Raw genomic sequence first — 19,175 nt, 5'->3', positions numbered from 1 at the left:
GCCCACCCTACGAGATCGCGCGCTGGGCTGGGCCGGGGCGCCCCCTCACCCCGCCTTCCCAAGATGTTCCAGCGCGTCCTCCGCGCGCAGCGGCACTCGTGATGCTTCGTTGTTGAGATCGACCAGCTGCGCCAGCAGGCTCATCAGCGCCTTGCGGTCGGCGGGCTTGAGAGGCTCCAGCATCCGCTCCTGCGCACGCTCCACGGCGGGAATGATCTCGCGCAGGATCGCAGCGCCCGACTTGGTCAGGTAGAGCAGCTTGATCCGCTTGTCCTCGGGTGCCGGCCTGCGCTCGATATAGGCCTTGGCCTGGAGACGTTCGATCACGCTGCCGAGCGTCGAGCGGTCGAAGGCGATCACCGCCGACAGCCGCGTCGCATCGATGCCGGGATGGGTGTGGATCGCGACCAGCGCCGCATATTGCACCGGAGTGAGGTCGAACGCCTTGCACTCCTCCATGAAGATCGAGACCGCGATCTGCTGCATGCGCCGGAACAGATAGCCCGGCGCGGCATAGACCGCGTCGATCGTGATCGGAGGGGGCGGCTTACTCGGCATCGGGCTGCTTCTCCGGTGCGGCATCGGCAAACGCCGGCAGCGCCTTGGCGGCGGCCTCGGCCTGGAGCAGGCGCGGATAGGCGGAGACGTCGACGCCGAAGCGGCGCGCATTGCCGAGCTGCGGCACGAGGCAGAGATCGGCCAGCGTCGGCGCATCGCCGAAGCAGAACGGACCCGGCTCGGCCTTGATCAGCGTCTCGCAGGCCGACAGGCCCTCGCGATTGACCCAGGCGGCCCAGTCCTGGACCTTCTCCTCGGGCAGGCCGAGCTCGCGCAGCCGCGCCAGCACTTTCAGGTTCTGCACCGGATGGGTGTCGCAGGCGATCGCCAGCGCGAAGGCGCGCACCTTGGCGCGGCGCAGCGGATCCTTCGGCAGCAGTGGCGGATTGGGATGGGTCTCGTCGAGCCATTCGATGATCGCCACCGATTGCGTCAGCACGCCACCCGCATCGTCCTCCAGCGCCGGCACCAGGCCCTGCGGATTGATGGCGAGATAAGAGGGTGCGCATTGCTCGCCCTTGCGCAAATGATGCGGCAGATGCTCGGCGCCGAGCCCCTTGAGGTTCAGCGCGATCCGCACGCGGTAAGCAGCGCTGGAGCGGAAATAGCCGTGCAGCTTCATGGAGAGCCTCCCTCATTTTCTGTCATTCCGGGGCTCGCGCAGCGAGGGCCCGGAATCCATAACCACGATCGGGAGTATGGATTCCGGGCTCGCGCCTTGCGGCGCGCCCCGGAATGACACGATCTTGTGTGTCGTTCGTCAAGTTGACGCTACCTAGATCCTCAGTATACTGTCAATCAACAAAACGATCGGGAGCCGCAACCATGGAAGCCGTGACCAAGACGCCGGAACGCGAGGCGTTCTACAAGAAGATCGACGGCGAAAACCTCACCGCACTGTGGACGGTGATGAGTGACCTGATCACGCCGGAGCCGAAGAGCGCCTGCCGGCCGCACCTCTGGAAGTTCGACGTCATCCGCGACTACATGACTGAGGCCGGCAAGCTCATCACCGCCAAAGAGGCCGAGCGGCGCGTGCTGGTGCTGGAGAACCCGGGACTGCGCGGGCAATCCAAGATCACGACCTCGCTCTATGCCGGCGTGCAGATGGTGGTGCCCGGCGACGTCGCGCCCGCGCATCGCCACAGCCAGTCGGCGCTGCGCTTCGTGCTCGAAGGCAAGGGCGCCCACACCGCGGTCGACGGCGAGCGCACCGCGATGGAGCCGGGCGACTTCATCATCACGCCTTCGATGACCTGGCACGATCATTCCAACGAGACCGATCAGCCGATGTTCTGGCTCGACGGCCTCGACATCCCGCTGGTGCAGTTCTTCGACTGCTCCTTTGCCGAAGGCTCGAAGGAAGATCAGCAGAAAATCACCAAGCCCGCGGGCGACAGCTTTGCCCGCTATGGCCACAACCTCTTGCCCGTCGATGTGAAGCGGAGCTCGAAGACCTCACCCATCTTCAGCTATCCCTATGCCTACACGCGCGAGGCGCTGGAGAAGGCCAGGACGAGCCAGGAATGGGACGCCTGCCACGGCCTCAAGCTGAAATTCAGCAACCCCGAGACCGGCGATTTCGCCATGCCGACCATCGGCACCTTCATCCAGCTGCTGCCGAAGGGTTTTGGCACCGCGCGCTATCGTTCGACGGACGCAACGGTGTTCTGCCCGATCGAGGGCCGCGGCCGCAGCCGCATCGGCGATACCGTGTTCGAATGGGGGCCGCGCGATCTGTTCGTGGTGCCGAGCTGGCACTGGGTCACGCACGAGGCGGATGAGGACGCCGTGCTGTTCAGCTTCTCGGACCGGCCGGTGCAGCAGAAGCTGGATCTGTTTCGGGAAGATCGCGGGAACGCGTGACGGTCGCACTGCCAACCACATCGTCATTGCGAGCGTAGCGAAGCAATCCAGAATCCCTCCGCGGGGACAGTCTGGATTGCTTCGTCGCAAAAGCTCCTCGCAATGACGGTTGGCTACCTCCAGTGCAACAGTCTCGTAGGGTGGGCAAAGGCGCAACGCGCCGTGTCCACGTCTTCGCGACGCGTGAAGGAATCGTGGGCACGCTTCGCTTTGCCCACCCTACTGCAGCGGTGAATGCCGCTACCGCCAGTGCAACAGCCGCGTCTCCAGCCAGCCGATCACCTTGCCCACTGCGAGGCCGAACACCGACAGGATCACGACGCCCGCGAGCAGCTGATCGGTCTGCATCAGGTTGCCGGCCTGCAGCACGAAGGCGCCGATGCCGTATTGGGCGCCGATCATCTCGGCGCTGACGACCAGCAGCAACGCGACGGAGGCGGTGATGCGGAAGCCGGCGAGGATCGCCGGCAGCGCGCCCGGCCAGATCACCTTGCGCACGATGGTGGCGAAGGGAACGTTGAAGCTCTGCGCCATACGGATCAGGTTGCGCGGCACGGCATCGACGCCGCTATAGACCGAGATCGCGGTCGAGAAGAACACCCCGAGTGCAATCGTCGCGATCTTCGGCTCTTCTCCGATGCCGAGCCAGAGAATGAGCAGCGGCAGCAGCGCAATCTTCGGGATCGGAAACAGCGCCGATATGAAGGTGATGCCGACGCTGCGCGCGAGGCGCGACAGGCCGATGGCAAAGCCGACGGCGACGCCGGCCGCCGTTCCCACGAGCCAGCCGACGCCGATCCGCAGCAGCGAGGCCGAAAGATGCTGCCACAGTGCGCCGGAGACCGCGAGCTGATAGATCGCGCGGACAATCGCAGAGGGGGTCGGCAGAAACAGCGCATTGACGAGGCCGGCGCTGCCGGCAGCCTGCCAGATCGCGATGACGAGGCCGAGCGCGATCCAGCCGCCAAACCGGCTCGACGCAGGCACGAAGCCTGCACCACGAAAGCGGACGCGCCGCGTCGGTTCGTTCTTGGCCGTCGTGTCCGTTGCCGCGCGGTCAAGCATGCTGGACCTCGCGCTCGGCATCGATCGCCTCGTTGCGGATCAGCGACCAGATCTGATTCTGCAGCGCCAGCAGTTTTTCGCGCGCCGCCGCTTCGCCGCGCGCCGCGCGCGTCATCGGCACGGTGACGACCTCGCGGATGCGGCCGGGCCGCCGCGACAGCACCACGATGCGGTCGGCGAGCCGCGCCGCCTCTTCGAGATTGTGGGTGACGTAGACCGCGCCCATGCCGCCATCGGCAAGCAGGCGGATGAAATCCTCCATCAAGAGCTCGCGGGTCTGCGAATCCAGCGCCGACAGCGGCTCGTCCATCAAGAGGATCGCGGGCCTCACCGCGAGCGCGCGCGAGATGCCGACGCGCTGGCGCATGCCGCCGGAGAGCTGCTTGGGATAGGTCTGGCGAAAATCGGTGAGGCCGGTGCGGCGCAGCGCATCCTCCACCAGGGCGCGGCGCTGCGCGGCCGAGAGCTGGGTGTGCAGCAGCGGGAATTCGACGTTTTCCTCGACCGTGGCCCAGGGCAGCAGCGCAAAGTCCTGGAACACGAAGGTCAGCGGATTGAGACTATCCGCCGGCGGCGCGCCGCGCAGCTCCGGCGCGCCGGAGGTCGGCTGCAACAGCCCGCCGAGGATCGACAGCAGCGTGCTCTTGCCGCAGCCGGAGGGCCCCACGATCGCCACCACCTCGCCGGCACCGACGGTGAAAGAGACGTCGTCGAGCACGGCGAGATCGCCGAAGCGATGGGTGATGTGGTTGGCGATCAGGTCCATGCGATGAGCCCGGGCTCTTCACCCTCCCCTGGAGGGGGAGGGTCGGTTTGCATGCAGCGAAGCGAAATGCAAGCCGGGGTGGGGTGAAGGTCCATCCGCAAGGATACTGACAGCGCTTGCTCTCGAACTTCCCGCGAAGAGTTTGAGCGAACGACGGACAGACCGCCGCCGTGGCTCACCCCACCCCGCTCGCTCCGGACGATGCTGCGCATCGCCGGCGCGATCGACCCTCCCCCTCCAGGGGAGGGTGGCAGATCGTCCGCCGCGAGAGACTGCACCATCAGCATCAATCCGCCTTCACGAATTCCTTCACAATGATCGCATCCGCATCAAAGCCCTTGTCGGCAAAGCCCTGCTCCTGCAGCCATTTGATCTGGTTGTCGACGTTCTTGACGTCGAGCTTGCCCTCGGGATCGATATAGGCGCAGTTGCCGACCACCTGCTCGACCGGCAGGTTGGTGTACTTGGCGATGATCTCCAGCAGCGGCCTGGTCTTGTCGTTGATCGGGGCGACACCGTCCTTCATCGCGGCGAGGATGACGTCGTGATATTCGCGGTCGGCTTTCGCGAGCACGCCGAGGAATTTCGTCACCAGCGCCTTGTTGGCCAGCGTCTTCGGCGACGCGAATACCGCGCCCAGCTGCCACGGCGTCTCGTCGCCGACCCAGCCCAAAAATTTCGCGCCACCCTCGTCCATCAGCTTTCGCGCGGTCGAGATCGGGAGCAAGGCGGCATCGACGGTCTCGCCCTTGAGCGCGGCGGCGGCATTCGACAGCGATTGCAGCGGCACGATCTTCACGTCCGCCAGCTTGAAGCCATATTTGTCGGCGAGCAGGCCGAGCGAATAGTGGAAGCTCGATCCGACCTGCGTCATCGCCACGCGCTTGCCGGCGAGGTCCTTCGGCGTCTTCAGGCCGCTCGCATAGGCGTTGTTGCTGGCGAAATAGCCGATCAAGGGGTAGCCGGGCTTCTCGCGGCTCATGCCGCCGATCACCTTCAGCACTCCCTTGCCGGCGAGATTGTAGAGCCCGGCGGTGAAGGCGGTGACGCCGAAATCGACGTCGCCCGAGGTGGTGGCGACCGCAATCGGCTGCGCTGCGTCGAAGAACTTCAGCTCGATATCCAGGCCGGCCTCACGGAAATAGCCCTTGTCCAGCGCGATGAAGACCGGCGCCGACGAAGACAGGCGGAGCACGCCGATCTTGGCTTTCAGCGCATCCTCGGCCCGCGCCGTGCCCATTGCCACGATCGCCATCAGGCCCGCTACCGCGAGCCGCGCAATCCCGATCATCCCGTTTCCTCCGCTTTGTCTTGCAGTGCATTACAGGCCTTCGGGCACCGCCTGGTCCCCTCCGATGAAGGCGCCCTGTTGTTTCAACGTTTCCTGCAACTTTTCAATGGGGATTTCGCGTGGAATCCGGTTTCCGGACAGCGCCAGCGCGGCGGCGGAACCGGCGGCTTCACCCATCGCGAAGCAGGCACCGGAGACCCGCGCCGCCGACTGGCCCTCATGGGTCATCGAGGCACAGCGGCCGGCGACCAGGAGATTGTCGACGCCTTCAGGGACCAGCATCCGGTAAGGCAGCTCGTTGTAGCCGCGCGATTCCGGGATCGGCGGGAAGGTGAAGACGACGTCGCCGGGCACATGGGCCTCGATCGGCCAGCCGTTGACGCCGATGCAATCCGCGAACGAGGCACAGCCCAGCACGTCCTCACCGCTGAGCTGGTAGCCACCCTTGATGCGGCGGGTCTCGCGGATGCCGAGCTGTGGCGGCAGGTCGACGATGTAGGACTTCTCAAACCCCGGCACCGCGCTGCGCAGGAATTCGTACGCGGCGAGCGCCTGCTTGCGCCCCTCGATCTCGCCGCGGGTGAGTTCGTCGGGCTCGATTCCGTTGATGGCGTGACCATCCTCGCGCGCCACCTGGGTGAAATTCACCCGCCATTCGATGCCGGATTTCTGCGGCCGCACGATCGCGCTTTTCCGCGGAAATCTGTGCGTGCCGGCGGCGATCGCCTTCTCCATCAATTGCGGAATGGTGCGCCAGGCCTCGCCGGCCTTGGCGGGATCGATGCCGTTGAGACGCAGCATCATCGAGGGATAGAGCGGATGGCCATGCTCGTCGCCGACCTCGAACGGCGCGCCGGCCCACACGGCGAGATCGCCGTCGCCGGAACAGTCGATGAAGATCTCCGCGCGCACCGCCTGCCGGCCGGCCTTGGTCTCGACCAGCATCGCGTCGATGCGGCGCTCGTCCGCCATGACGACGCCGGCGCCGAGCGCGTGGAACAGGATATTGACCTTGTGGCTGGCGAGCAGCTCGTCGGCCGCGATCTTGTAGGCGGCGGTGTCATAGGCCTGGGCATAGACCTTTCCGAGAATCAGATGCGGCGCGTTGAGGCCGTTCAAGCGATCGATCCGCGCCAGCAGCTCCGAGGCCAGGCCCTGCACCAGCCGCCGGTGCTCGCCATGGACATTGCCGTGCAGGCCGCAGAAATTGGTGACGCCGGCCGCGGTGCCCATGCCGCCGAGAAAGCCGTAGCGCTCGATCAGCAACGTTTTCCGTCCCGCGCGCGCCGCTGCGGCTGCCGCCACGATGCCGGCCGGACCGCCGCCGAGCACGACGACTTCATATTCGCCGTAGAGCGGTACTTTGCGCGCTGGTTCATCGATCGTCATGGCCGGCATGGCGCGTTCCTTCCCGGAATCTGGTTCGAACTGGATCACGACTTAGCCGGCGGTCCTCATGCCCGCAAGATCGCGGTTGCTCGCCATCGGTGAACCTGAGACAAGTGCGGCCATGAATTCGATCATCGTCAGGTACTGCTTCGCCGCTTCTATTGCCCTCGCGCTCACGGCCCTTCCCGCCGCAGCCGTGGAGCAAAACTGCCGCTTCATCCCGGCCAAGGCCGATCGCGAAGCCTGCTATAAGAGGCAGGAGGAAGAACTTGCGGCGAAGCGCAAGCCGGCCGCGCCGGCGGCGGAGAGCACGACGCTCGAAACGCTGCGCCAGCTGCGGCAGGAGGACGATGCGGTCTACCGCAGCATCAACAACATTTGCCGTGGCTGCTGACGTCTAACCTTTGCCACCACCCCACTTCGCCGCCCGCTTCTCGGCAAACGAGGCCAGCCCTTCGGCGGCCTCGGCGCTCTGGCGCTTGAGCGAGTGCAATTGCACGAGCCGCGTATACGCCGCATCGTCCACCGCCATGCCGCCGAACGAGCTCTCCAGCGCGAGTCGCTTGGTCTCGGCCATCGCCTCGGGTCCGTTGGCGAGCAGCTGCTCGACCACCTTGACGCCTGCGGCCTCGAGATCGGCGAGCGGCACCACCTCGTGGACGAGGCCGATGCGGCGGGCATCTTCGGCACCGAAGCGTTCGCCGGTCAGCGCGTAGCGACGGACCTGGCGGACGCCGATGGCATCGCAGAGCTGCGGGATGATGATCGCGGCGGTCAGGCCCCAGCGCACCTCGGTGATCGAGAACAGGGCGTTGTCGGCGGCAATCACGACGTCGCAGGCCGCGATGACGCCGGTACCGCCCCCGAAGCAGCCGCCCTGCACCAGCGCGACGGTGGGAATCGGCAACGTGTTGAGCCGCTGCACGGCTTCGAACGTCGCCCGCGAGGCCGCCTCGTTCGCCTCGCTCGATTGCGGCCGCACGCTGTTGATCCATTTGAGGTCGGCGCCGGCCTGGAAGTGCTTGCCGTTGCCCCGGAGCACGACGACGCGCAGATTGGGCTTGCTGCCGAGGTCGTCCATGGCCGCGAGCACGCCTGAGATCAGCGCGCCGTCATAGGCATTGTTGACCTCGGGCCGGTTCAACGTGACGGTCGCAACCCCGCGTTCATCGAGGCTCCACAGGACGGGGCTGGCAGTCATCGGCGGTCCTCCGGTTGTTTGCCCCGCACTATGGCCGAGGGCGCGTGCCCTGATCCATATCTTTCCGGCGTAGGGCGGCCGCGTCCATCGCATGGCGGCTTGTGTCATGCTGGCTGCGGGCGACACCACGGGATGGATACGGGATATCAATATGCGCATCTGCATTTTCGGCGCAGGCGCCGTCGGCAGCCACATTGCGGTACGGCTGGCGCGCGCCGGCCATGAGGTCAGTTGCGTGATGCGGGGGGCGCATCTGGAGGCGGCCCGCGCCAATGGCCTCAAGCTGCGCGTCGGCGATTCCGAGGTCGGCGCCAAGGTGAACGCGTCAGGCGATCCGGCCCAGCTCGGCCCGCAGGACGTCGTGATCTCGACCTTGAAGGCGACCGCGCTTCAGGGGCTGGTTTCCAGCATCAAGCCGCTGCTCCAGGACGACACTGCGATCGTGTTTGCGCAGAACGGCATTCCCTGGTGGTACGGCATCGGCCTGCCGCCGCGGCACCCGGCACCGCCGGACATTTCATTCCTCGATCCCGGCGGGCGCCTGCGCGCCTGCATCCCGAAGGAACGGATCGTCGGCGGCGTGGTCTTCTCATCCAACGAGGTGATCGCGCCCGGCGTGGTGCAGAACCTGACGCCGGACCGCAACCGTCTCCTGATCGGCGAGTGCGACGACCGCAATTGCGAGCGCATCACCAGGCTGCGCGGTGTCTTCAACGACGCGCGGCTGGAATCGCCGCCGGTCGCCGAGATCCGCGAGGCGATCTGGTCAAAGCTGCTGACCAACATGTCGCTGTCGGTGCTGTGCCTGCTCACCGGCCAGACCGCGCGCGGCGTGCGCGACGACCCCGCCTTCACGGAGGTGATTCCGCGCATGCTGAACGAGGCCAACGAGATCGCCCAATACTTCATTCCCGAGGTCAAGCGCGCCAGCCGCAGCGGCCCTGCCCCCAACCACAAACCATCGCTGCTGCAGGATTACGAGCTCGGCCGCGCCATGGAGATCGACGTGCTGGTGAAGGCGCCCCAGGCCTTCGCGCGCACCGCCGGCCTGTCGACGCCGACGCTCGACCTGATCGCCGCACTCGCCATCCAGAAGGCGCGCGACAGGGGGCTCTACTCGGCGTGAGTCTCAGGCGAGCGCGTCGATCCAGGCCGCGAGCGTGTCCAGCACCTCGGTGAGCGCCTCGTCATTGGTACGGCCGGATTTCTTCAGCACCGCGAACGAATGGTCGCCGCCTGCGACCTCATGCAGCGTCGCCTTCGGGCCGAGCTTCTCGACGACAGGCTTGAGGTAGCTCAGATCGGCAAGCTCGTCGCGCGTGCCTTGCAGGAACAGCATGGGGATCGCGATGGCGGCAAGGTGTTCGGCGCGCTCGGATGACGGCTTCTTGGCGGCATGGAGGGGAAAGCCGAGAAAAGCGAGCCCTTTGACATCGGGCAGCGGCGACTTCGACTGCGCCTGCGAGGTCATGCGGCCGCCGAAGGATTTCCCGCCGGCAACGAGCTTCAGCCCGGGGCAGAGCCGCGTCGCCTCCGCGACCGCTGCGCGGATGGCGGCGTGCGCGACCGCCGGCTGGTCGGGACGTCCCTTCTTCTCTTCCATGTAGGGGAAATTGAAGCGGAACGTCGCGATGCCGCGTTCGGCAAGGCCGGCTGCAACCTTCTCCATGAAGGAATGCCGCATGTCTGCGCCGGCGCCGTGCGCCAGGACGTAGCAGGCGCGTGCATGGGTCGGCTGCGTCAGGATCGCCGAGACCGTGCCGATGCGCTCGATGTCGAGCTTGAGCTCCTGGGTTTTGATCGCCACAATCAGACATCCCGATAGACGCTGTTACCGGCGCCTTGGTAGCGTCACCGGCGCAGCCTGAAAACACAATAATTGCCGCGGTTCGCTGGCTTACCAAGCCGGAACGCCGCATCAACCGAGGTAATCATGCCCTACCGCTCCTCCTGGATGACCGAAGAGCTCGACGTCTTCCGCGACCAGTTCCGCAAATATCTCGCCAAGGACCTGGCCCCGCATGCCGAGAAGTGGCGCGAGCAGAAGATGGTCGACCGCTTCGCCTGGCGCGGGCTCGGCGAGATGGGTGCGCTGCTCGCGAGCGTGCCGGAGGAATATGGCGGCCTCGGCGCGACGTTCGCCTATGACGCCGCCGTGCTCGACGATCTCGAGAGCACGGTGCCGGAGCTGACCACCGGCGTCTCCGTGCACAGCGCCATCGTCGCGCATTACATCCTCAATTACGGCTCGGAGGAGCAGAAGAAACGCTGGCTGCCGAAGATGGCGTCCGGCGAGATGGTCGGCGCCATCGCCATGACCGAGCCCGGCACCGGCTCGGATCTGCAAGCCGTCAAGACCACGGCCAAGAAACAGGGCAATTCCTACGTCATCAACGGGCAGAAGACCTTCATCACCAACGGCCAGGCCGCCGACCTCGTCATCGTGGTCGCGCGCACCGGCGAGCAAGGTGCCAAGGGCATCTCGCTGATCGTGGTCGAGACTGCGGGCGCGGACGGCTACAAGCGCGGGCGCAACCTCGACAAGATCGGCCTGCACGCCTCCGACACCTCGGAGCTGTTCTTCGACAACGTGACGGTGCCGCCGGAAAACCTGCTCGGCAAGGAGGAGGGCCAGGGTTTCGTCCAGCTGATGCAGCAATTGCCGCAGGAGCGGCTTGCGCTCGCGGTCGGCGCCGTGGCCTCGATGGAGCGCGCGGTCAAGCTCACCACCGACTACACCAAGGAGCGGAAGGCGTTCGGCAAGCCGCTGATGGATTTCCAGAACACCGCCTTCACGCTGGCCGAGCGCAAGACCGAGGCGATGATCGCGCGCGTCTTCGTCGATTGGTGCATCGAGCGCCTGGTCGCAAAAGACCTCGACACCGTGACGGCCTCGATGGCGAAATATTGGTGCTCGGAGAAGCAGGTCGAGACCGCCGACGAATGCCTGCAGCTGTTCGGCGGCTACGGCTACATGCAGGAATACCCGATCTCGCGCATCTTCATCGATTCCCGCATCCAGAAGATCTATGGCGGCACCAACGAGATCATGAAGCTGCTGATCGCCAGATCCTTATAAGGTCAGGTCGCTGTAGATCACCGCGCGCGCCAGTCGCGCGGCCGGCAGCCGAAGCGCTGCTTGAAGCGGCGGGTGAAGTGGGAGAGGTCCGAGAAGCCCCAGTCGAACGCGATGGCGCCGATCGCCTGGTCCGCCTTCGCAGGATCGCTGAGGTCACGTGCCGCGCCGTCCAACCTACGATCCATGACGTAGTCCGAGAATGTGGTGCCTGCGCGCTCGAACAATTTGTGCACGTAGCGCTCGCTGATGCCGATGGCACGCGCGACGTCCGCAACCGCAAGGCGCTGCTCGGAGAGCCGCTCATGCACGGCGCGGCGGAGCGCGAGCGCGGTCGCGTCGGCAAAGCTGGCGGCCTCGGCCGTCTGCGCACGCGCGCGGCGCGACAGGCTCAGCGCGACAAGATCGAGCAGCACGCCGAACAGCCTGACGGCTTCGCCTTCCGTCATCCGCAGCGCGTCGGCATTCAGCGATCGCGCGGTCTCGACGATGAGATGACCGACGAAGGGATCGTCGGACACACGCTTCACCCTGAAGTCGAAGGATGGCGGCAGCCGATCACGCAGCTCGCGCGAAGGCACCCAGAAAGATGCAACCTGCAGCGTCGGCCCGCGATCATGCAACAAGGTCACTTCCCGGTCGCTGTCGCAGATGCCGACCTGACCGCGCGACAGGCTGACGTCGCAGCCGCCCTGGACCACGCGGCAGCGGCCGGCTAGCTTGAAGTTCAGATAGAAGCAGCTTTCGGTCGACGCAGCGATATCGGCGCGCGAGCGATGCACGGTGTGCTCGGGAAAGACCACGCGGTTGATGGCACCGCTGCCGATCTTGATCGCCTCGACCTTGGCCGGGAAGCGTGAGGTGGTTGCCGATTCCGGCGTCAGGTTCATGAATGCCTGGCAGATCGCTTCGCGATAGTAGGAGAACTGCTCCTCCGGCCGCGTCTCGCCGGTGTCCCAGACCAAACGGCGGGGCCGGCTTTCGGAATTGAGCTGCTCCATCAGTTCGCTCCAGGACCAATCCGGTTCACCGTCGGACAAGCGCGCAACGCGCCAGCGGTTCAGTATGGCGGCAACAACGTCGACCGGCGTTCAGCCGGCAAATCCAGGCAAGGTCATCGCCGCACCGATCTAAGCAGTCTTCCGAGGGAGCCACAACATGTCGACCTACGTTCTCGTCCATGGCGCCTGGCATACCGGTGCCGAGCTCGAGCCGGTCGCCGCGCCGATCCGCGCAGCCGGCCATCAGGTCCATACCCCCACCATCAAGGGCAACCGTCCGGGCGATGCCAAGACGACCGGGCTGAAGGAAGCGATCCAGTCGATCGCCGACTACCTTGCGGAGAATAATCTGCAGGACGTCATCCTGCTCGGCCATTCCTATGGCGGCATGGTCATCACCGGCGTCGCCGACCTCGTGCCGGAGCGCATCCGCCGCCTGGTCTACTGGAACGCTTTCGTGCCCAACGACGGCGAATGCCTCAACGACATGGTGCCGCCGCACTATATCGGTCTGTTCGACGCCATTGCGGCCGAGCGCGGCGACGGCTCGGTGGTGTTGCCCTTCCCGATCTGGCGCGAGGCGTTCATCAACGATGCCGATCTGGAGACGGCGCAGCGCGCCTATGACGTGCTCAATCCGCATCCGCTCGCGACCTTCACCGACAAGATCGCGCTCAAGAGCAATCCGGCCGAGATGCCGCTGGCCAAATCCTACATCAACTGCACCGAGGATACCGCGCTGCCGCACAGCCATGGCTGGCATCCGCGCCTGTCGGAGAAGCTCGGCCTGTTCCGCCTGGTGCAGGTTGCGGGAAGCCACGAGCTGTGCTTCTCCGATCCGGCGCGGCTCGCCAAGGCAATCATCGAGGCGGGACGCGACTGACGAGTGGTCGCACTATCCGGTCACCTCATCCGCTTGTCGGCGGCGACGAAGTCGATGAAGGTCCTCACCTTCGCGGACAGATATTTGCGGCTGGGATAGACCGCGAGCAGGCGACCCTCGAAGATGACTTCGTCGGGCAGGACGTGGACGAGACGTCCGCTGGCGATGTCCTCGGTGACCAGCCATTTCGGCAGGAAGGCGAAGCCCATGCTTTCCAGCGCCGCCATGTGCAGCAGCGTTTCGTTGCCGCTGCGCAGCACCGGGTTGAGCTTGACGGTCTCGACCGTGCCATTCCTGTTCAGGGAGAAGCTCTCGCCCGGATAGAGGGCGTAGTGCAGCAGCGCCTGACCGGAGAGATCGGCGAACGTCTTCGGGCAGCCCGCGCGTTTGAGGAAGGCGGGTGCCGCCACCAGGTAGAACGGCACGCTGGTGATGGGGCGCGCGATCAACGCCTCCTCGGGCGCGGCCGTCGCACGAAGTGCGAGATCGAATCCCTCCTCGACGAGGTTGACCATCCGGCCGCTGAGATCGACGTCGAGGCGCACCTCCGGATAAAGGGCCTGATAGTCCGCCAGCACGCCCGCGAAGATCGTGTTCGCCATCCACACCGGCGCGGTCAGCCGCAGCGTGCCGCGCGGCACGACCGTCGCCTTGCTGACGGCGGCTTCGACCTCGTCGAGCGAGTCCAGCATCTGGCGCGCCTGCTCGAAATAGAGCGCGCCGCTCTCGCTCAGGCTGACGCGCCGGCTGGTCCGGTTGAGCAGTCGCGTGCCGAGCCGCTTCTCGAGCTGCATCACGTGCTTGCTTGCCATGGCAGGCGAGATCCGCAGGCGCTGGGCGGCGGTCGCAAAGCTCTTCAGCTCCGCCACCAGGCAATACACCCTCATACTGACCAAAGTATCCATGAGATCATCAACATTCAGGAAACGAATAATTCCTTTAGCGCAGAATGATCAAAAGCGGTGAAAGTATCAAATGGTGGCAACCTTCACATTCCGGAGAACCAAGATGTCCGCCACCACCTTCGAGACCGCCACCCCCGGCCGCACCCTTCGCATCGGCTTCTGGGCCGCGCAGGTCGTTCTCTCCTTCGTTTTCATCTCCGCGGGGCTCGTGAAACTGACCACGCCCATTCCCCAGCTGGCCGCGATGATGCCGTGGGCCGGTCAGTATTCCGAAACGTTCGTCCGGACGATTGCGCTGGTCGATCTCGCCGGCGGGATCGGCATCCTGCTGCCGGCGCTGACGCGGATCCTGCCGCGGCTGACGGTGCTGGCCGCGCTCGGCTGCGCGGTGCTGCAGGTCATTGCGCTTGTCTTCCACCTCTCGCGCGGCGAAGCCGAGGTAGCGCCGCTCAACATTGTCCTGCTCGCGCTCAGCCTGTTCGTGCTGTGGGGACGCCGCAGCAAGGCGCCGATCACCCCGCGCCAGTTCTGAGCGGCAGGAGTGCCGCGGCTATGATCTCCGCCAATGGATGGTCCCGAAGAGGTCTGCTCGCCGGCACCGCAATCCTCACGGGCGGCGGCGCCGCCGCTGCCAAGGAGGATCGTCTCAGCGAGGGCGTCGCGATCCTGATCGACAGCAACGAGTCCTACGTCATGGGCCACGCGATCAGCTACTCGGCCAACCTCGCCAAGCACTTTGCCGAGAGGGGCGCGAAATTGCTGATCGAGGTCATCGCCAACGGCAAGGGCATCGATGTCTTCAGGGCGGACAAGTCTCCGCTCATCGAGCCGCTCGCGACGATGCGGCAGTCGCTGCCCAATCTCACCTACAGCATGTGCGCCTCGTCCAAGACGATCGCGGAGGCCAAGGAGCAGATCACGATCCCGCTGATACCGGGCGCGAACCTCGTGCCGTTCGGCATCGGGCGCGTCGTCGACCTGCAATTGAAGGGCTGGGCCTATATCCATGCGTGAGGCGGCGCGCAAAGGCATGACGCTCTCGCGTCGGTCGATCCTGATGGCCGCGGCAGCCTCTCTCGCCATCCCGCCCGCCGGCCGCGCGCAAGACAGCTGGCCGCCAATGTTCGAGGCCGGACGCAGCCAGTTCACACTGGTTCGGCCGCGCGCCCCGATGCCACAGCTCAGGCTTCAGGACCTGTACGGCCGGGATGCCATCGTGACGGCGAAGCCCGGCCGCATCACGTTGGTGAATTTCTGGGCGACCTGGTGCGCGGCCTGCAAGCTCGATCTGCCGATGCTCGCAAGCCTTGCCGCCTCGCGGCCCGAGCCGCTCGACGTGGTCGCGATCTGCACGGACACCAAAGACCTGCGCAAGATCCGCGCATTTCTCGGCGGCCTCGCCGTGCAGAACCTCGCGTGTTACGCCGACGCCTACGGCGCGGCAGCTGAAGCTTCCAGGGCGATGTTCCCGCTCGTCGGCATGCCCGTCACCTATCTGGTCGGAGCGAGCAGCCGCGTCGAAGGCTACATCACCGGCGCACCCGACTGGCTCTCGCCGGCGGGCGCGCGGCTGCTGCAATTCTATCGCGAGCGGGGCTAGCGATCGTCAATTCGGATGCCACCAGCGCCCGCCGATGACGACACCCTCCGAGACGATCTTGCGATCACCGATCAGGTGCTCGCCGACGACGTCTTCGTAGTCGAACTGGCCTTGCTTCACCGAAATCAGCGTGGCGTCGCCGACGCTGCCGGGCTTGAGGCTGCCGAGCTCGGGACGCCGCAGCGCCATCGCCGCATTCACCGTCGATGCCGCGATCACATCCGGCAGCTCCATGCCCATGCACAGGAACTTCGACATGGTCGTGACCTGGTCATAGGCCGGGCCGTCGATGCAGAGCTGATGGATGTCGGAGGAGATGGTGTCGGGATAGAAACCATTGGCGAGCATGGCACGCGCGGTCTTGAACGCGAACGAGCCCTTGCCGTGGCCGATATCGAACAGCACGCCGCGCTCGCGCGCCTCCAGCACCGCCTTCTTCACGGTGCCTTGCGCCGTCGCCGGCGTGTTCGGGAAAGGGCGGAACGCATGGGTCAGCACGTCGCCGGGACGCAGCCGCGCCAACACGTCCTCATAGCTCGGCGGCGGATGGTCGATATGCGCCATCAGCGGCATGCCGACCTCGTTCGCGACCTCGAGCGCGATGTCGAGCGGCACCGCACCCGAGGTGCCCGAGGAATGCAGGCCCACGCGCACCTTGATGCCGACGATGAGATCGCGGTTGGCATCGGCCACCTCGGCCGCCTCGACCGGATTCATCAATCGCAGCTCCTCGCTCTCGCCGACCATGATCCGGTGCGAGAAGCCGAAGATGCCGGCATGCGAGACGTGCAAATAAGCGAGGATGCGGACCTGGCTCGGCTCGATCACATGCTTGCGGAAGCCGGCGAAATTGCCGGGTCCGGCGCTGCCGGTATCGACCGCCGTGGTGACGCCGGAGAGGCGGCAGAACTCCTCGGCATCGATGCCGAGCGAGGTGCCGCCCCAATAGACATGGGTGTGCAGATCGATCAGCCCCGGCGACACAATGAATTGCGAGACGTCGCGCACCTCGGTGCCCGGATCCGCCTTGAGGGCGCTGCCGATCGCGGCGACCTTGCCGCCGGCAAAGGCGACATCGGTCACGGCGTCGAGCTTCTGGGACGGGTCGATCACCCGCCCCCCGCGCAGGATCAGGTCGAAAGGCATCAATGGTCTCCGGGATGTGGCTGGGTATGGCAGGATTACAGGCAGGAGACCCGGGCAGGTCCCTGCAATTGTCCCTGTTAGCAATTTTCGCGCCCGCTGAGCAAATCGGCGCGCATGCCGGTTACGCTCCCAGCGCGTGCAAGCCGCCAGCCGGCGCCTCGCACGTCAATCCTGGGTATCAGGTGTCCACGGCAGCCGGACCTTCTGCCATTCCTCGAAGTCCTCCTGGACGTCCGCGGCGGCGACTTTTGCGGCGCTGTGAAGCCAGTCGTCCTTGCGTCCATCGAGATCGTGCTCGATCTTGGATCTGGCGCCGCCCGTTCCCGCATGAATCGCGCCGAGATCGAATCCCTTGGCCCAGAGCAGATCGAGTCTCAGCCGCGGATGACTGCGATTGCTGAGCTCGAGCTTGCGCTGATCGGGAGCAATGCGGCGAATGATGTAGCCGCCTTTCAACTTGAGATGCGGATCGGGCGCCCGAAACTCTCCTCGGGCGACGTCCAGAAAGCGCGGCTTGCCGTTCATGCCGTGCGCCCAATTCCAGGCGGAGGGCACCAGCGCCTTGGCTTCCCTCACGATCTTGCCGCCATCCCAGGTGGCGATCGCAACGTAGCGCGGCCGGCCAAGGCCGCCGCCGCCTTTCCTGCGCGAAGCGAACCGCTCCAGCTCGGCATGGTCGGGCAGGTTCTTCCTGAGCGCCGAAGCAACCTGCGAAGGCGGCTCCGCATCCGGATAGTCCTCCAGCTCGTGCCAGAAGTCGCGCCGTTCCTCGTCGGAGCAGGCCACGAAGGGCCGCATCCAGCTCTCCTCCTCGTCCAGCAGCGACGGGCGCGGGTTCGCGAGCCCCTCGCGATAGCCATCGAGAATGGCCGCCGCCGCATTGCGATTAGAAGTCCGCGCCTTCGGTGCGAGCCGCGCGCTGGTCGCAAGGCGGACGAGATCGAACGGATAGGGAATGACCGCGGCTTCGTCGAAGTCGTTGATGCCCCAGACCAGACGGCCTTCGGCATCGCGCCAGGTCCCGTAATTTTCGATGTGGGTGTCGCCGACCGACAGCACGGCGGGCGCATCCCTCAGCTTGGGACAGAGCTTCTCGATGCGCCGCGCCCAGCGAAAGAACGTCGCGCGCAGGAACGTGAACGCATCCTCCTGCATCCGCTCGTGCTTGTGGGCGAGGTCCGCCTCAACGACGTCGCATTGCTTGCGCAGCCAGTGCTCGAAGGCCGCATTGTCGCGCTGAAAAGTCATCCGCTGCAAACCACAAATATCAGGCGGGCCGGCGCTGATCCGCAGAGCGCCATCAAATCAATCTTCGGCTGCATCGACAATAGACTGATGCTCTGACGCGAAATGCTACAATCAAATGGGCAGCGGCGCAATTGTCGGCATCTGGACTGACATCGCGCAGCCCTCGGCAGGGCGACAGACGAAGCAAAGCCGGACAAGGAAATGGCGATCCCGGGAAGACTCGAACTTCCGACCTACGGTTTAGGAAACCGTCGCTCTATCCGGCTGAGCTACGGGACCGCGGAACCCGTGGCTACGGGTTCGATCCCGTCATAGCAGAGCAAAATGCGGTTCGCCAGCCGTCAGGCGGGCCGGACCATTCGTCAACCTGAACAGGGCGGCTATACAATCGCTTCCCGGCCCCTCTCGGCGGAGCAGCTCACATGATCGAAAGCATCAGCGCCATCACGCTCGGCACGCATGACATGGGGCGCGCCGTGCACTTCTACCGTTCGCTGGGGTTCGAGCTCCTGTATGGCGGCGAAGCCGCTGCATTCACCAGCTTTCGCGCCGGCAGCGGCTATCTCAACCTGACTGCGCAGCCGGACGACAAGCGCTGGTCCTGGTGGGGCCGCGTCATCTTCTATGTCGCCGATGTCGACGCCACCTATGAGCAGGCGCTCGCGGCAGGATGGCAGCCGTCGACCACGCCGCGCGATGCCGAATGGGGCGAGCGCTACTTCCATCTCACCGACCCCGACGGCCATGAGCTCAGTTTCGCACGGCCGTTGTCCTGACCGAATAAGTCGCATCTGCTGACGTTCCAACGCGCAAGTAGCGCTGTCTCAGCCACCGTGGCAAGCTCGGCGCGGTTTCCTCAAGTTCTAACCAGGGAGGACGACCATGGTAGCTTATGTCGTGCTGGGAAACTTCACTGATCAGGGAGTCCGAAACGTCAAGGACTCGCCGAAGCGGGCCGAAGCCTTCAAGGAGATGGCCAAAACGTTCGGCGTGACTGTGAAAGAGATCGTCTGGACGCAGGGACGATATGACGTTGTGACCGTTCTCGAGGCTCCAGATGAGGCTGCCGCGATGTCACTCAGCCTTAGTCTCAGCGCACTCGGCAATGTCCGCACCGAAACGCTGCGCGCGTTTTCGGCGGCAGATATGACGAAGATCGTCGGCAAGATGCTCTGACGCG

22 protein-coding genes and 1 tRNA gene are annotated in these 19,175 nt (G+C 65.4%); 10 read left to right on the top strand and 13 right to left on the bottom strand.

From position 1 onward, the window contains the following. Positions 1-45 precede the first annotated feature (45 nt). Both ACNJYA_RS03520 and maiA read right to left on the bottom strand, forming a co-directional pair. The gene (locus ACNJYA_RS03520; RefSeq protein WP_172786616.1) at positions 46-558 is read right to left on the bottom strand and encodes a MarR family winged helix-turn-helix transcriptional regulator; all 513 of its coding nucleotides are present in this window, start codon (positions 556-558) and stop codon (positions 46-48) included. Next, on the bottom strand, positions 548-1,180 hold the full coding sequence (gene maiA / locus ACNJYA_RS03515) for a maleylacetoacetate isomerase (protein WP_439402062.1): 633 nt from the start codon (positions 1,178-1,180) through the stop codon (positions 548-550). The genes ACNJYA_RS03520 and maiA overlap by 11 nt, the downstream gene beginning before the upstream one ends. A 203-nt stretch (positions 1,181-1,383) precedes the next feature. Here maiA and gtdA point away from each other — a divergent pair, with 203 nt between their 5' ends. Continuing rightward, the gene (gene gtdA, locus ACNJYA_RS03510; RefSeq protein ID WP_260381776.1) at positions 1,384-2,424 is read left to right on the top strand and encodes a gentisate 1,2-dioxygenase; all 1,041 of its coding nucleotides are present in this window, start codon (positions 1,384-1,386) and stop codon (positions 2,422-2,424) included. Positions 2,425-2,664: 240 nt separating this feature from the next. Here gtdA and ACNJYA_RS03505 read toward each other — a convergent pair whose 3' ends face one another. The 4 genes from ACNJYA_RS03505 to ACNJYA_RS03490 all read right to left on the bottom strand — a co-directional run bounded on the left by ACNJYA_RS03505 (position 2,665) and on the right by ACNJYA_RS03490 (position 6,944). Further along, positions 2,665-3,489, bottom strand: coding sequence for an ABC transporter permease (locus ACNJYA_RS03505; RefSeq protein ID WP_439402061.1), 825 nt, complete (start codon positions 3,487-3,489; stop codon positions 2,665-2,667). After that, the gene (locus ACNJYA_RS03500) at positions 3,482-4,255 is read right to left on the bottom strand and encodes an ABC transporter ATP-binding protein (protein WP_172786612.1); all 774 of its coding nucleotides are present in this window, start codon (positions 4,253-4,255) and stop codon (positions 3,482-3,484) included. Before ACNJYA_RS03500 ends, ACNJYA_RS03505 begins: the two co-directional genes overlap by 8 nt. A gap of 286 nt (positions 4,256-4,541) precedes the next feature. Further along, complete coding sequence (locus ACNJYA_RS03495; RefSeq protein ID WP_439402060.1) at positions 4,542-5,546, bottom strand: ABC transporter substrate-binding protein; 1,005 nt, start codon at positions 5,544-5,546, stop codon at positions 4,542-4,544. A gap of 30 nt (positions 5,547-5,576) precedes the next feature. Next, a complete protein-coding gene (locus ACNJYA_RS03490; RefSeq protein ID WP_439402059.1) occupies positions 5,577-6,944 on the bottom strand; it encodes an FAD-dependent oxidoreductase in 1,368 nt (455 codons plus the stop codon). A gap of 112 nt (positions 6,945-7,056) precedes the next feature. Between ACNJYA_RS03490 and ACNJYA_RS03485 the strand changes: the two genes are divergently transcribed. After that, positions 7,057-7,329 (top strand): hypothetical protein, encoded by a 273-nt coding sequence (locus ACNJYA_RS03485; RefSeq protein ID WP_439402058.1) that lies wholly within the window; start codon positions 7,057-7,059, stop codon positions 7,327-7,329. A 3-nt stretch (positions 7,330-7,332) separates the two neighbouring features. Here ACNJYA_RS03485 and ACNJYA_RS03480 read toward each other — a convergent pair whose 3' ends face one another. Further along, complete coding sequence (locus ACNJYA_RS03480; protein WP_439402057.1) at positions 7,333-8,136, bottom strand: enoyl-CoA hydratase-related protein; 804 nt, start codon at positions 8,134-8,136, stop codon at positions 7,333-7,335. 151 nt (positions 8,137-8,287) lie between these two features. Here ACNJYA_RS03480 and ACNJYA_RS03475 point away from each other — a divergent pair, with 151 nt between their 5' ends. Then, positions 8,288-9,262 (top strand): ketopantoate reductase family protein, encoded by a 975-nt coding sequence (locus ACNJYA_RS03475; protein ID WP_260381770.1) that lies wholly within the window; start codon positions 8,288-8,290, stop codon positions 9,260-9,262. A gap of 3 nt (positions 9,263-9,265) precedes the next feature. Here the strand turns inward: ACNJYA_RS03475 and ACNJYA_RS03470 are convergent, their stop codons facing one another. Beyond that, complete coding sequence (locus tag ACNJYA_RS03470) at positions 9,266-9,943, bottom strand: alpha/beta hydrolase family protein (protein ID WP_439402056.1); 678 nt, start codon at positions 9,941-9,943, stop codon at positions 9,266-9,268. 126 nt (positions 9,944-10,069) lie between these two features. Between ACNJYA_RS03470 and ACNJYA_RS03465 the strand changes: the two genes are divergently transcribed. Then, positions 10,070-11,215 (top strand): acyl-CoA dehydrogenase family protein, encoded by a 1,146-nt coding sequence (locus ACNJYA_RS03465; protein ID WP_260381767.1) that lies wholly within the window; start codon positions 10,070-10,072, stop codon positions 11,213-11,215. A gap of 17 nt (positions 11,216-11,232) precedes the next feature. Here the strand turns inward: ACNJYA_RS03465 and ACNJYA_RS03460 are convergent, their stop codons facing one another. Next, positions 11,233-12,213 carry a helix-turn-helix domain-containing protein gene (locus ACNJYA_RS03460; protein WP_439402055.1) on the bottom strand — a complete coding sequence of 327 codons (981 nt, stop codon included), beginning with the start codon at positions 12,211-12,213 and terminating at the stop codon, positions 11,233-11,235. A gap of 157 nt (positions 12,214-12,370) precedes the next feature. Here ACNJYA_RS03460 and ACNJYA_RS03455 point away from each other — a divergent pair, with 157 nt between their 5' ends. Then, positions 12,371-13,096 (top strand): alpha/beta fold hydrolase, encoded by a 726-nt coding sequence (locus tag ACNJYA_RS03455; protein WP_439402054.1) that lies wholly within the window; start codon positions 12,371-12,373, stop codon positions 13,094-13,096. A gap of 20 nt (positions 13,097-13,116) precedes the next feature. On the opposite strand, the gene ACNJYA_RS03450 is transcribed toward ACNJYA_RS03455, so the two are convergent. Beyond that, complete coding sequence (locus ACNJYA_RS03450; protein WP_439402053.1) at positions 13,117-14,001, bottom strand: LysR family transcriptional regulator; 885 nt, start codon at positions 13,999-14,001, stop codon at positions 13,117-13,119. Between the two features lie 103 nt (positions 14,002-14,104). Here ACNJYA_RS03450 and ACNJYA_RS03445 point away from each other — a divergent pair, with 103 nt between their 5' ends. Genes ACNJYA_RS03445 through ACNJYA_RS03435 form a run of 3 tightly spaced genes read left to right on the top strand, consistent with a single transcriptional unit; the run spans position 14,105 to position 15,601 of the window. Further along, positions 14,105-14,533: a DoxX family protein gene (locus ACNJYA_RS03445; RefSeq protein WP_439402052.1), complete on the top strand. Its 429-nt coding sequence runs from the start codon at positions 14,105-14,107 to the stop codon at positions 14,531-14,533. 20 nt (positions 14,534-14,553) lie between these two features. Then, positions 14,554-15,015 (top strand): DsrE family protein, encoded by a 462-nt coding sequence (locus ACNJYA_RS03440; RefSeq protein ID WP_439402051.1) that lies wholly within the window; start codon positions 14,554-14,556, stop codon positions 15,013-15,015. Beyond that, positions 15,008-15,601 (top strand): redoxin domain-containing protein, encoded by a 594-nt coding sequence (locus ACNJYA_RS03435; RefSeq protein ID WP_439402050.1) that lies wholly within the window; start codon positions 15,008-15,010, stop codon positions 15,599-15,601. The genes ACNJYA_RS03440 and ACNJYA_RS03435 overlap by 8 nt, the downstream gene beginning before the upstream one ends. Positions 15,602-15,607: 6 nt before the next feature. On the opposite strand, the gene ACNJYA_RS03430 is transcribed toward ACNJYA_RS03435, so the two are convergent. From ACNJYA_RS03430 to ACNJYA_RS03420, 3 genes are all read right to left on the bottom strand, one after another. After that, entirely contained in the window at positions 15,608-16,747 is a 1,140-nt protein-coding gene (locus ACNJYA_RS03430) for an amidohydrolase/deacetylase family metallohydrolase (RefSeq protein ID WP_172786594.1), read from the bottom strand. Between the two features lie 165 nt (positions 16,748-16,912). Continuing rightward, positions 16,913-17,995 (bottom strand): DUF2252 family protein, encoded by a 1,083-nt coding sequence (locus ACNJYA_RS03425; protein ID WP_439402049.1) that lies wholly within the window; start codon positions 17,993-17,995, stop codon positions 16,913-16,915. 202 nt (positions 17,996-18,197) lie between these two features. Then, a tRNA-Arg gene (locus tag ACNJYA_RS03420) sits at positions 18,198-18,274 on the bottom strand. Between the two features lie 143 nt (positions 18,275-18,417). Here ACNJYA_RS03420 and ACNJYA_RS03415 point away from each other — a divergent pair. Beyond that, entirely contained in the window at positions 18,418-18,771 is a 354-nt protein-coding gene (locus ACNJYA_RS03415) for a VOC family protein (RefSeq protein ID WP_439365384.1), read from the top strand. Positions 18,772-18,877: 106 nt separating this feature from the next. Continuing rightward, positions 18,878-19,171 (top strand): GYD domain-containing protein, encoded by a 294-nt coding sequence (locus tag ACNJYA_RS03410; protein WP_172786591.1) that lies wholly within the window; start codon positions 18,878-18,880, stop codon positions 19,169-19,171. Positions 19,172-19,175: the final 4 nt, after the last annotated feature.

The sequence above is a fragment of the Bradyrhizobium sp. BLXBL-01 genome (genome assembly GCF_051853025.1).
Classification (GTDB): Bacteria; Pseudomonadota; Alphaproteobacteria; order Rhizobiales; family Xanthobacteraceae; genus Bradyrhizobium.
The sequence above is the reverse complement of the archived record's forward strand: the minus strand, read 5'-3'. Positions and strand labels throughout refer to the sequence as shown.